The sequence below is a fragment of the Trinickia dabaoshanensis genome (genome assembly GCF_002879885.1).
GTDB classification, from domain to species: Bacteria; Pseudomonadota; Gammaproteobacteria; order Burkholderiales; family Burkholderiaceae; genus Trinickia; species Trinickia dabaoshanensis.
The window spans coordinates 58,211-71,067 of the sequence record NZ_PNYA01000008.1 but is presented as its reverse complement, the minus strand read 5'-3'; the positions used below and the strand labels follow the sequence as shown (position 1 = coordinate 71,067).

Here is a 12,857-nt window from a genome sequence, read left to right as displayed (position 1 = left end):
CGAAAAATGCCTGAGGTGATATGGGTGATCCGGGTAGGAACCTGCGCGTAGCCGCGGCCGGCTCGGGTCTGCAAGTCCGAAACCGTCAATTATAAGGGGAGGGGCGATGCCTTCGGCGCGCGGCCTTATAATGATGGGCTCGCAAAGCGTTGCCGCACGCGGCATTGCACGCTCCTCCCGCACGCTGAAGAACCGCTTCCTCCATGCCAGAACTGCTCGCCAATCTGAATCCCGAACAATACGCGGCCGTCACGCTGCCGAACGAACCGGCATTGATCCTGGCGGGGGCGGGCAGCGGCAAAACGCGCGTGCTCATCACCCGCATCGCCTGGCTGATCCAGCAAGGGTACGCCTCGCCGGCCACTGTCCTGGCCGTGACCTTCACGAACAAGGCGGCGCGCGAAATGATGAGCCGGCTGTCGGCACTGTTGCCGATCGATACGCGGGGGATGTGGATCGGCACGTTCCACGGCCTGTGCAATCGGATGCTGCGGGCCCACCATCGCGATGCGGGGCTGCCCGCGACCTTCCAGATCCTCGATACGGCCGATCAGCTCTCCGCGATCAAGCGGCTGATGAAGGGTCTGAACGTCGACGACGAAAAATACCCGGCGAAGAACCTGCAATACTTCATCAACAATGCGAAGGAGCAGGGGCTGCGCCCCGACCAGGTCGACGCGACCGATAGCTTCAATCTGAAATTCGTCGAGTTGTACCGCGCGTACGAGCAGCAGTGCCAGCGCGAGGGCGTCGTCGATTTTCCCGAGTTGCTGCTGCGCTGCTATGAGCTGCTCGCGCACAACGCGCCGTTGCGCGCCCATTACCAGGCCCGCTTCAAGCAGATTCTCGTGGACGAGTTCCAAGACACGAACAAGCTGCAATACGCCTGGCTCAAGCTGCTCGCGGGGCAGAGCAACGCCATTTTCGCCGTGGGCGACGACGATCAGTCGATCTATGCGTTCCGGGGCGCGAACGTCGGCAACATGCTCGATTTCGAGCGCGAGTTCAACGTCCGCAACCTGATCAAGCTCGAACAGAACTATCGCTCTCACGGCCACATCCTCGATACCGCCAATGCACTGATCGCGCACAACTCGCGGCGGCTCGGCAAGAACCTGCGCACGGACGCGGGGCACGGCGAGCCCGTGCGCGTCTACGAGGCGGCCACCGATTCGCAAGAGGCCGGTTGGATCGTCGAGGAAATTCGCGCGCTGATCAACACGGGTCTGACGCGCGGCGAAATCGCGGTGCTCTACCGCAGCAATGCGCAATCGCGCACGATCGAGCATGCGCTCGTGAATGCCGGCATCGCTTATCGCGTCTACGGCGGTCTGCGCTTTTTCGAGCGGCAGGAAGTCAAGCACGCGCTGGCGTATCTGCGTCTGATCGACAATCCGAACGACGATACGGCGTTCGCGCGCGTGGTCAACTTCCCGACGCGCGGCATCGGCGCGCGCTCGATCGAGCAATTGGCCGATGCCTCGCGGCTGTACGGCTGTTCGATGGCGGCCGCGATTCCCTACGTGACGGGCAAGGCCGGCACGAGTCTCGGTTCGTTCGCGACTCTCGTCGCGAAAATGCGAGCCGAAACGGAGCGCATGAGCTTGCCCGAGACGGTCGAATACGTGGTGCGCGTCAGCGGCTTGGCCGAGTTCTATCAGAACGAGCGCGAAGGTCAGGACCGGCTCGAAAACTTGCAGGAACTCGTAAATGCGGCCACGGCGTTCGTGAGCGAGGAAGGTTATGGACTCGACACGCCCGCGCGTTCGATTCGCCTTGCACCCGGCGCGACGGCGGCGCCCGAACTCGCCGCGGCCTCGATCGACGACGAGACCGTGGTGCTCGACGCCGCGAGCTTCGGCGATCCCGCGCAAAACCCCGACACGATGACGCCGCTCGCGGGCTTCTTGTCGCATGCCTCGCTCGAGGCCGGCGAGAGCCAGGCGCAAGCGGGACAAGATGCCGTGCAATTGATGACGGTCCATGCGGCGAAGGGGCTCGAATTCACGGCCGTCTTCATCACGGGGCTGGAGGAAGGGCTCTTCCCGCACGAGAACAGCGCGAAGGAATCCGACGGTCTCGAAGAGGAGCGGCGGCTCATGTACGTCGCGATCACGCGCGCGAAGGAGCGGTTGTACCTCTCGTTGGCGCAAAGCCGCATGCTGCACGGGCAGACGCGCTACAACGTGCGTTCGCGCTTCTTCGACGAGTTGCCCGAGGGCACGCTGAAGTGGCTGACGCCGAAAGCTGAGGCGGGATCGCGCTGGGGCGGCCGATCGGACAATGCCGGTTGGGGGCGCGATTGGTTCGCCCGGCCCGATCGCGGCGGTCCTTCCGCGCAATTCGAGGCGGCGCCGCTGCCGGCGTTCGCGAACGAACAGCGCGCCGCGGATACGGGCTTTCGCGTCGGGCAGCAAGTGTTTCACACGAAGTTCGGCGAGGGGGCGATCACGGCGCTCGAAGGCAGCGGCGGCGATGCGCGCGCGCAAGTGCGCTTCAAGCGGCACGGCGAGAAGTGGCTGGCCTTATCGGTCGCCAAGCTGCAAGTGATCGAATGACGCCTTCGCGCTTTAGCCGAGCCGGCATGTCTCGCCCCGGCGGCAAGCGCGGGTTGGAAGTGACTTTGAACAAACCATGATGAGCACCCAAAACAAGTACGACGATCAAGGGGCCGCGCGCCGGTTAGGTGTATTGGCGGCGCTGCCGCAAGAGCTCGGCGATCTTGTCGAGGCGATGCGTGCGGAAGGCGATATGCGGACCGTCGCGTTGGGGCGGCGCGATTATCACGTCGGCACGGCTTATGGCGTGCCGTGTGTGGTGACGCTGGCGCGCGTCGGCAAGGTCGCGGCCGCCGCGACGGCCAGCGCATTGATTCATGTCTTCAACGTCGATGCAATGGTCTTTACGGGCGTGGCCGGCGGGGTCGGCCGCGGCGTGCGGGTAGGCGATATCGTCGTTGCCGATTCGTTGCTGCAGCACGATATGGATGCTTCGCCGCTCTTTCCGCGCTACGAGGTGCCGTTGCTCGACCAGGCGCGCTTTCCCACCCATGCGCCGCTGGCCGATGGGCTTGCGGCCGCTTGCGAGCGCTTCGTTGCCGAGGCGGGGCCGGCGCTGGGCGAGCGCTTCGGATTCGAGGCGCCGCGGGTCCATCGCGGCTTGATCATCAGTGGCGACCGTTTCGTGTCCAGCGCGAACGAAGTGCGCGCATTGAGCGAGGCGTTGCCGGAGGCGATGGCGGTCGAAATGGAAGGGGCGGCAATGACGCAAGTCTGCTACGAGCACGACGTGCCATGTGCGATCGTGCGAACGATTTCGGATACGGCGGATGACCACGCGACCGCCTCGTTCTCCACCTTCTTGACCGATATCGCCGGGACGTATTCTTCAGGCGTACTTGGGCATTTCTTGCGCGAGTACGCCGCGGCCGAAGGCGCGGGCGCCTAACGACATCGGGGCCGGTCGCGCCTATCTCGCGCATCCGAGCTTCGCATACTCGGTCTCCAAGCTCGTTTGCTTGTCGGCGAACCGTCCGTCATTCGGCCCCAGCGCGGTGTTCGCCGATCGCGGACCGGGGCTAGCATGGGCATCGGGGCCGACGGTACGGCTGCCGCGCCTATCCATCACCGCTTGACTGATCGCCGCATCCAGCGCGGCGCACCGTTTTTTGGGCGTCGACAACGCTTCCGACATCGCGCGCTCGATATTGCGCTCGGGCGGTGCATGTCGATCGAGGTCGATGACCCAATTCGGCTGCGCGTACTTGACGAGGCCGCTTTCGAACAATGCATTCGCTAGCACGAGCGCGTGTTCCCCGGTAATGGAGCCGACCTTGAAGAGCGTGCCGCTAGCGATCGGTTCGGCGCGCAGGCGGCGTTCGGCCAGCCATGCTCGCACGGGCGCCAGGCTCGCACCGTCGTCGAGTGCGAACACGATGCCGGGAGCTTGCCTCATGAGTCTCGAAGCGCGAGGATTTGCGCCGGTCGAGTACGCGGTGAGCGGTGGACCGCCGGCGTCGCCGCGTTCGGCGCTTGCCGGGTCGGACGCAGAATCGCGCGCCGCTCGAAGCTTCGTTGCGGGGCCGCTCGGTGCTCTATCCAATTGCGGCTGGCGAAATAGCGGTGTTTTGGTCGCGCCGTCGTACCAATACAGCGGTTGCGTTGCAGCTTTCGCGGCGATGCCGGCGGATACTCCGATGCAGACGAGCGCGGCAGCGCATGGGGTGAGCCAACCGAATTTGCGCATAGGTTCCGTCGACTAAGTGATGTGAAGGGCGGCGTTGCGCAGCCGTACCGGCACGCCCGTGCCGAGCGCGTCCTCGATGCGCAGCGTCCAGACGCCGGTGGCCGGCTCGTCGAGCGCGGTGACGGCATGTGTGCTGTAGCGGTGGCTGATGCTCGCGGTGCCGCACGCATCGGCCGTTTCGCCGCGCAGATCGAACGACGCGGCGCAGTTCGCGTATTCGGGGCTGAGGACGATTTCCGTGCCGCTGGGGGATTCGAGCGTGACGCGTAGCGCCCGGAAATTCGGATGTTCGAGTGTGAGGTCGGCTTCGAGAAACTCGACGGTGCGATTGCCGCAGCCCATGAAGATCGACTGTTCGACGGCGCCCGCCGCAGCCTTGTCCTCGCTTGCGTTGCCCGATCCGCTGCATGTTGTCGCCCAAAAGCCGGCCGACGATCCACCCACCGATATGAACCGCTGCGCGTAGGACACGGCGGCGTCCGCATCCACCAAGCCAAACCCGTAGCGCGTGCTGTATTGGTATTTGCGGCCCGTATGAGGGTTGTGTGCGCCCGTCTTGATCCATTCGGCGGCCGGATCTTGCGCCATCGATGGAAGGATGCGCGCGGTGCGGGCTAGGATGAGCCGGACGTCGCGCCAGGTCAGGTTGGGGTTGGCCTGCAACATCAGCGCGACGACGCCGGATACGGCGGGGGCGGCGGCGGACGTGCCGCCGAAGTCGTGACCGTATCGGCCGAAGGTTTCGGTGGTGGTGATCCCGGGCGTAGGGGCGCTGCCTTCGATGTTCGACGTGTCGTTGCTCGGGGCGCAGACGAGCAGATTCGAGCCGTTGGCCGAATACGCCGATGCCACGCCACGTGCGTTGACCGCGCAGACGATCAGCGCTTGTTTCGTGCGATGACCGTAGAAATTGCTGGGCGTGTAATCGGGCGTGCGTTTGCCCGACAGGAAGAACTCGATTTCATCGTGGTGGTGGTTGCCGCCAGAGAAGATATAGACGATGCCTTTGCCGGCGCGGCCTTGGTCCACGCCTCGGCGGAGGATCTCGGCCAGCATCGGATAAGGGGGGGCGGGCATGCCCCCACTCGCGGGTCCCCAGCTATTGTTCGAGATGGCAATGGTGTTGTCGCGAATGCCGCGGCCCAGCGCATCGACGACATCGGACAAATACTGGGTGGTGAGGACATTCAAGCCGGCCAACTTGGCGCCCGGCGCGACGCCGACGCCCCCGATCCCGTTGCGCGCGGCCGCGATCACACCCGCTACCGACGTACCGTGCGACGAACCCTGTTCGGCCGGCGTCGGGTCGACCGCGCCCGTGCGGTAGTTGAAGCTGAGCCCGGGCGCGATGTTGGCCCGTAAATCCTGGTGTCCGATCTCCACGCCGTTGTCCAGCACGGCCACAGTCACGCCCGTGCCGTCGAAGCCGCGCCGCCAAACGGGTGCGACGTTCAAGTCGACGCCGCGCAAACCGTGCAGCGCCGCGGTTGGGTGACCGCTTTGGCCGGTATTGACGAGATGCCACTGAAAGGGGAAGAGCGGATCTTCGCGGGCGCCCGCGGTTACGGCCGGCGGCGCAGCCGTATCGCCGGCGCTTCCGCCTCCGCAGGCCGCTAGGCAGGCGGCGAAAGCGGCCGACATCGTCACGACGGCGAAGGATTTCGATGCGGCGGGAAGGCGGGGGCCGCGCTCGAAAACGATCATCTACGACTCCTTTGCGATGGCGAGAAAGACTCGGGTGTCGAAAGGTAATCGTTGCGTCCGCGCATCCGTTAGGCGGACGGAAGTTTCAGACCGAATGACCCCACGCAGGCGTGGGGCCGTCGATAAAGGTCAGCCGCGTGCCGGCCGTTTTTGTTCGATGTTGGGCAGGAACATCGTCAGGATGCCGATCAGCGGCAAGAACGAACAGACCTTGTAGACGAAGCCGATGCTCGTGGCGTCGGCCAGGTCGCCGAGCACGGCCGCGCCCACGCCGCCGAGGCCGAACGCGAAGCCGAAGAACAGCCCCGCGACCATGCCGACGTTGCCGGGAATGAGTTCTTGCGCATAGACGATGATGGCCGAGAACGCGGAGGCGAGCACGACGCCGATAACGACCGTGAGCACGCTCGTCCAGAACAGATTGGCATACGGCAGCATCAGCGTGAACGGTGCGACACCGAGGATGGATGCCCAGATGACGTACTTACGGCCGATACGGTCGCCGATCGGCCCGCCGATGATCGTGCCCGCGGCCACGGCGGCCAGGAACACGAACAGGTGGATCTGGGCGGCCTGCACCGAGAGGTGGAACTTGTCGATGAGATAGAACGTGAAGTAGCTGTTCAGGCTCGCGAGGTAGAAGTATTTCGAGAACACGAGCAGTACGAGCACGCCGACGGCGAGCGCCACGCGCGATTTGGGCAGCGTCGGATGGGTCGCCTTGGTGGCCGCCTTTTTCTTCGTGGCCGGATGCCGGCTGTACCACCGGCCGATGTTGAAAAGCACGACGATCGCGACGAGCGCGGCCACCGAGAACCAGGCGATGCTGCGCTGACCATGCGGGATGACGATGAGCGCGGCGAGCAGCGGCCCGAGCGAGGAGCCGGCATTGCCGCCCACTTGGAACAGAGACTGCGCGAGCCCATACCGGCCGCCCGAGGCCATGCGCGCGACGCGCGAGGACTCCGGGTGGAACACCGAGGAGCCGCAACCGACGAGCGCGGCCGCGGCGAGCAGCACGCCGAAGTTCGGCGCGACCGACATCAGCACGAGCCCGCTCAGCGTGAAGCCCATGCCGACGGGCAGTGAGTACGGTTGCGGACGCTTGTCCGTGTAAAGCCCGATGAGCGGTTGGAGCAGCGAGGCCGTAATTTGATACGTGAGCGTGATGAGACCGATCTGCGCGAACGACAGCAAAAAGTTCTGCTTGAGCATCGGGTAGATCGCCAGGATCAACGACTGGATCATGTCGTTGAGCAGATGCGAGAAGCTGATCGCGCCGAGCACGGTATAGGCGGTGCGGGAAACCCCGCCGGCCGGCGCGTGAGCCTGAGCCGGTATGGGCGTTGCCGGGTCCCCGGCAAGGGTATTTTTCTGAATACTCGTTTGCATCGTGGGCACTTTAAGGAAAGAAAAAACGGTGCGCGCCGCGTGGGAGCGGCGCGCCGGCATCGATTCGTCAGTAGGATGTGCATCGAGTGTAATTTGTCTTGAAAACAATAATCGGACAAAGTTTGTCGCGTATGAGACATTGCGTGGGCCGCTCGATCGGGTACAAGACCAGCGGGGGCGGACCGATCGTCGCGCGCAAGCCTCATTTCGCCGCATTGTCTTTTTGACCGGTTATAAAGGCGTCGGCAGAGCCATCGGCGCGTCACGAGCGCCCGGTACCGGGTTTACATAGATGATCGCGCACTAAAGAAGTGCGGCAGAAATGCCGTTGTCCCGAGAAGGTCATCTTAGGATTCACGTCGTCCAACCCACGGCGGCGAGTGATTAAAAGAAGGGGGTTTCATATGAAGGCAGTTTCGCTGGGCAAACGTTCGAGCGCGGGGTTCGTGGCGGACGGCACCGGGGCGGGCGGTCGGTCCCAAAAGCGCACGGCGAAGTCGAAGCTCAATGCCTTATCGGTCAAAGCTTCGCTGCGTTTGGCATTTGCCATCGTGCTCGTCGGCACATTCTTGATCGGCGTGTTCTCGCTGATGCAGATCGAGCGTTTGAACGGCTCGACCCAATCGATTTACGAACAGGGGCACGTCGCGAGCCGCGCGGTCGAGGAAGTGCGCGCGAACGTGTTGCGCGCGAGCCGCGCGCAAAAGATGCTGCTGACGGCGACGACGGCCAAAGAGCGCGACGAACTCGGCGAGGACGTCGAAAAGGGCCTCGGCGCGATCAACGGCGAGCTCGATACGCTGCAGAAATACACCGGTGCGTCGGACGCCGAAGGTATCGCCGAGCAAAAGAAGTTCTCGCAAGCCGTTGGCGCTTGGGCCGGCCATCTGCGCACGTTCGTGACGCTTGTCAAAGCTCAGTCGCTCGACCTGTCGCAAATGAACTGGCAGGTCGGGATGCAAGACGTGTCGCTGCTCGTCGAGACGGGCAAGCTCGAGAAACTCGTCGATGAACTCGTCGAGCGCCGCGGCACCGCGGCGAAGGCGACGATCGCCGCCTCGGCCTTCATCTTCAAATCCTCGTTCGTCATGATTGCCGCGATGACGGTCGCGCTGATCCTGGTGGCGTTCGTCGTCAGCGAGTGGGTGGTGCGCCGCCTCACGCGCCAGCTCGGCGGCGAGCCGGGGTACGCCAAGGAGATCGCGAGCCACATCGCGGCGGGCGATCTGTCGAGCAATATCCGGCTCGGCAAGAAGGACAACTCGAGCGTGCTTTACGCGCTGACGGAAATGCAGACCGGGCTGGCCGCCACCGTCGGCGAGATCGCCGCCAGCGCCGAGGCGATTTCCTCGGCCGCGGGCGAGATTTCGATGGGCAACCTCGATTTGTCGCAGCGCACGGAACAGCAAGCCGTTTCGCTCGAGCGCACCGCAACGAGCATGGAGGAGCTGACCTCGACGGTGAAGCAGAACGCCGACAACGCGAAGCAGGCGAGTACGCTCGCCAACAACGCGTCCGAGATCGCGTCCACCTGCGGCGACGTGGTGTCGCGCGTCGTCACGACGATGGGCGAGATCAACGACAGCGCCAAGAGTATCGGCGACATCATCGGCGTGATCGACGGCATCGCGTTCCAAACCAACATCTTGGCGCTGAACGCCGCCGTGGAAGCGGCGCGTGCGGGCGAGCAAGGCCGCGGCTTCGCGGTCGTGGCCGGTGAAGTGCGCTCGCTCGCGCAGCGCAGCGCGGCGGCGGCCAAGGAGATCAAGACGCTCATCAATACCTCGCTCGAGCGCGTGGCGAACGGTTCCTCGCTCGCGAGCGATGCCGGGCAGACGATGGACGAGGTGGTCAAGGCGGTCAAGCGCGTGACCGACATCATGGGCGAGATTTCCGCGGCGTCTTCCGAGCAAAGCGCGGGCATCGAGGAAGTCAATCGCGCGGTCACGCAAATGGACGCGGGCACGCAGCAAAACGCCGCGCTCGTCGAAGAGGCGACGGCCGCCGCGCGCTCGCTCGACGATCAGGCCAAGGCGCTCAAGCGTCTCGTGGGGCAGTTCAAGCTGAGTGCGGGACGCTGACGCCCGGCTGGGTGAACGAACGAAAAAATGGGCCGCGAAAGCGGCCCATTTGCGTTGGGACGACCGGCATCGCCGATTCCGGGGGCTAGCGTTCGACTTTCGACGCTGGGCGCGGCGCGGCGGGCATCGTGCTCGCCGCCGGCGAAACGACCACCGTGCACGTGGTACCGGCGGCGAGCACGATGCCGTCGGGGACGCGATCGATATGAATCCGCACGGGCACGCGCTGCGCGAGCCGCACCCAGTTGAAGGTCGGATTCACGTCGGCAACGAGCTCGCGGCTTTGCGGATTGTCGCGGTCGTAAATCCCGCGCGAGATGCTTTCCACGTGGCCTTGCAGCACGCCGCCGCTCATGAGGCGGATCTCGGCCTTGTCGCCGATCTTCACGCGCGGCAGCTTCGTTTCCTCGAAGTAGCCGTAGACCCAGAACGAATGGCTATCGACGAGCGCGAGCTTGGGCGTGCCCGCCGTCGCGTAGTCGCCCTTGAACACCGACAAGTTCGTCACGTAGCCGTCGACGGGCGAGACGACGGTGGTGCGCGCGAGATTGAGCTTGGCCGCGTCGAGCGCCGCGACCGCTTGCTGGTACTGCGCCTCGGCGGCGGTGGCCGCGCTCGAGGCGTTTTCCCGGTTCTCCTTCGATACCACCAAGCTATCCATGTCGGCTCGCCGCGCGGCGTCGGCGCGGCGCATCTGCCATTCGGCGCGGCGAGCGGCCACTTGCGCCTGCGCTTGCTCGACGGCCACTTGATAATGCGACGGGTCGATCCGCATCAGCACTTGGCCTTTTTTGACGAGCATGTTGTCCGCGACCGGCAGCTCGACGATCGCGCCCGACACGTCCGGCGCCACGTTCACGATCTGGGCGCGTACGCGTCCGTCGCGCGTCCACGGTTCGTCCATGTAATGAACCCAGAGCCGCTGGCCGATCGCCAGCGCGAGCACGAGCACGAGAGCCGTGGCGATGAAACCGATGAGTTGTCGAAGCGTCATGATTGCGGTTTGAAAAAAGCGATCGGCGGAAGAAGAATCAGCGGTACACGGCAAGCCCGAGGGCGCCGCAGATGCATGCGAGCAGGCTCGCGCGAAAGAGCGCGGGGTGCCAGACGAAGCGGTACAAACCGATCTGCGCCAGCAGGCGGTCGGCTAGCCAGGTGAGCGCCGCTCCGCCGATGCAAAGCGGGATCAGTCCGGGAATATAGGCGCCGAGAACGGCAATCTCGCGAGACATGAGGGAAGCTCCTTCAGGCCGGCGCCGCACCATCGCGGCGAGCCTCGCCCGCATAGCGCGCGAGCGGCGATTGGGGGTCGATGAGCGCCGTGCGCACGAAGTGCAGGTAGCTCAGGATGCGTTGCAGGCGGTGCCGGTCCTCGCGCGGCGGCGCGAACGCCGCGAGCGCTTGCTGGGTGGCGGCGATCGCATCGAAATTGGCGGCGAGGGCGGCGTCCAGCCGGGCGTCGGTCGGCCGCGCGAAAAGCGCGGTGAGTGCCTTGGCCGAAGCGGTGATCGCGCGCCGCCAGGGCATGGTCTTCGCGTAGCGCGCATCGCTGGGCAACGCGCCGAGTTCGCGGCGCAGATCGATGACGGCATGCCCCACTTCGAGCACGGCAATGAGCCAAGCGAGCGCGCGGCGCTGCTCGGCCGGATCGTGTTCCATCAACGCATGGGCTTGAAACGCGAGATCGCGGGCGCGGCTCTCGAAGCGCGAGCGGACGCGCGCGAGCGGCGCTTGGCAGGCCCAGACGACTTGGCGCCGCAAGTCCGATACGAGGTGCCGGCGCAACCACGGGGTCGAGGGCGGGAGCAGCACGGCGAACGCGAGTGCGCTCGCCGCCATCGACAAGATCAGCGCGAGGGCATCGTTCGCGTAGCCGGCCGGATCGTAATGCACGAGGTTGTCGGGCCCGGCAAGCACGCAAAAGAAGATGCAATAGCCGGCGCCGTAGCCCACGAGTTTGGGCCGGGTCGTCATCCAGATGCCGAGCGCGAGCGCGGGCGCGAGGGCGGCGCACAGCAACGGGAAGCCGTCGATATATGGGTAGACGCCGAATACGACGATGAACCCGATGAGCGTGGCGAGCGCCGTGCCGAGCGCCATCTGATAGGCCATGCGCGTGGGGCGCGGCGACGACGAGGCAAGCGCGCAGACCGCGGCCGCGTTGAGCACGAGCATCGAGCCGTTGGGCCAAGCCGATGCGATCCAAAACGCGCTCAGCAACGCCATGACGATCGCCCCGCGCACGCCGGCCACGAGCGTGAGCACGGCATTGGTTTTCGGCTCGTAGCGCTCGGGTGTGCGCTCGCGCTCGTGCGTCGCGGCGGCGAGCGAGGCGTAGGTGAGCGCATACGCATGCATGTCGTCGACGAAGCGGTAGAGCAGTTCGGACGCGGTGTCGAAGTCGAGCAGCGGGAATTCGGGCCGCTCGCAGAGCACCGCGCGTTGCTCGCGCACGCGCCGCGGCAGCGCGGCCTTGAACGCTTCGAGCTTGCGCGCCGAGCCGGCGGCGTCGCGCGACGTCAACACCGGCTCTCCGGGCGTGTGCAACAGCGGCGCGAGCTCCTTGAAATAGGGCTCCAGCGCGTCCAAGGCTTGCTGCGCGCCGGCCGCGCGCAGGCGATTCATCAGTTGATGCAGCGCGTGAAAGCGCGTCGAGGCCGTCATGAATTCGCTGTTCAGCCGCGCGAGGCGCCCGCCGCGTCCACGCGATTCCGGGCCCTCGAAGACGGCGACGCTGCGCATCGCCTCGAAGCCGACGATCTCCGCCAGAAATCGCGCGTTGTGCCGTTCGATCTGCGCGCGATCGACGTGTCCCGACAGCGCCGCCGCCACGTATTCGACGAACGCGGAAAAGCGCGCGCGCACCGTCGTGCGCATTTGCGTGCTGGCCTGTTGCGGGAACACGAGCGCGCCGACGAGTCCCGCGCATACGACGCCGAGCGTGACTTCCGCCGCGCGAGTGAGTGCCGATATGAACGCGGTATCGGGGTGCTGCGCCGCGGGGATGCCGATCAGCGCGGCCGTATAGCCCGCAAGCAAGAAGCCGTACGAGCGGAAGTTGCGGTTGCGCGCGGCGCCGGCCGTGCAGATGCCGGTCCACAGCGCCAGCGCGCCGAGAAAGAGTTCGCGCTGAGGCGCGAACACGGCGACCAGCGCGAGCGTCGCAACGAGGCCGACGAGTGTGCCGCCGATCCGGTAGAAGCTCTTGGCGAGGATGGCGCCGCTTTGCGGCTGCATGACGATGAACACCGTCGTCATCGCGGTGCGCGGTTGCGGAAGATCGAGCCGCATCGCGATGCCGAGTGCGAGGAACGCGGCGGCGAGCGCCTTGAACAAGTAGACCCAAGTGAGCCCGTCGGTACGCGCCCAATCGAGAAAGGCGGAGCGTAGGGCGGGCAGCGAGCGCGGCGAGCGCAAGGCGGGATCGGACATGAC

9 protein-coding genes are annotated in these 12,857 nt (G+C 65.5%); 3 read left to right on the top strand and 6 right to left on the bottom strand.

The genetic code is table 11. The features are described from left to right. Positions 1-203: 203 nt before the first annotated feature. The gene (locus C0Z18_RS10530) at positions 204-2,558 is read left to right on the top strand and encodes a UvrD-helicase domain-containing protein (protein WP_102645352.1); all 2,355 of its coding nucleotides are present in this window, start codon (positions 204-206) and stop codon (positions 2,556-2,558) included. 76 nt (positions 2,559-2,634) lie between these two features. Next, complete coding sequence (locus C0Z18_RS10525; protein WP_102645351.1) at positions 2,635-3,447, top strand: 5'-methylthioadenosine/adenosylhomocysteine nucleosidase; 813 nt, start codon at positions 2,635-2,637, stop codon at positions 3,445-3,447. Positions 3,448-3,468: 21 nt separating this feature from the next. Here the strand turns inward: C0Z18_RS10525 and C0Z18_RS32680 are convergent, their stop codons facing one another. From C0Z18_RS32680 to C0Z18_RS10510, 3 genes are all read right to left on the bottom strand, one after another. Continuing rightward, complete coding sequence (locus tag C0Z18_RS32680; RefSeq protein WP_146013982.1) at positions 3,469-3,954, bottom strand: hypothetical protein; 486 nt, start codon at positions 3,952-3,954, stop codon at positions 3,469-3,471. A gap of 303 nt (positions 3,955-4,257) precedes the next feature. Then, positions 4,258-5,949, bottom strand: coding sequence for a S8 family serine peptidase (locus C0Z18_RS10515; protein ID WP_102645349.1), 1,692 nt, complete (start codon positions 5,947-5,949; stop codon positions 4,258-4,260). 129 nt (positions 5,950-6,078) lie between these two features. After that, on the bottom strand, positions 6,079-7,341 hold the full coding sequence (locus C0Z18_RS10510) for an MFS transporter (protein WP_102645482.1): 1,263 nt from the start codon (positions 7,339-7,341) through the stop codon (positions 6,079-6,081). A gap of 404 nt (positions 7,342-7,745) precedes the next feature. Between C0Z18_RS10510 and C0Z18_RS10505 the strand changes: the two genes are divergently transcribed. Then, on the top strand, positions 7,746-9,422 hold the full coding sequence (locus C0Z18_RS10505; protein ID WP_102645348.1) for a methyl-accepting chemotaxis protein: 1,677 nt from the start codon (positions 7,746-7,748) through the stop codon (positions 9,420-9,422). 85 nt (positions 9,423-9,507) lie between these two features. Here C0Z18_RS10505 and C0Z18_RS10500 read toward each other — a convergent pair whose 3' ends face one another. From C0Z18_RS10500 to C0Z18_RS10490, 3 genes are read right to left on the bottom strand one after another with little or no spacing between them, the layout of a single operon-like run. Further along, positions 9,508-10,416: an efflux RND transporter periplasmic adaptor subunit gene (locus C0Z18_RS10500; protein WP_102645347.1), complete on the bottom strand. Its 909-nt coding sequence runs from the start codon at positions 10,414-10,416 to the stop codon at positions 9,508-9,510. A gap of 37 nt (positions 10,417-10,453) precedes the next feature. Then, positions 10,454-10,654, bottom strand: a complete 201-nt coding sequence (locus C0Z18_RS10495; RefSeq protein WP_102645481.1) for a DUF1656 domain-containing protein — start codon at positions 10,652-10,654, stop codon at positions 10,454-10,456. Positions 10,655-10,667: 13 nt separating this feature from the next. Further along, positions 10,668-12,854 (bottom strand): FUSC family protein, encoded by a 2,187-nt coding sequence (locus C0Z18_RS10490; protein ID WP_102645346.1) that lies wholly within the window; start codon positions 12,852-12,854, stop codon positions 10,668-10,670. Between the last annotated feature and the right edge of the window lie 3 nt (positions 12,855-12,857).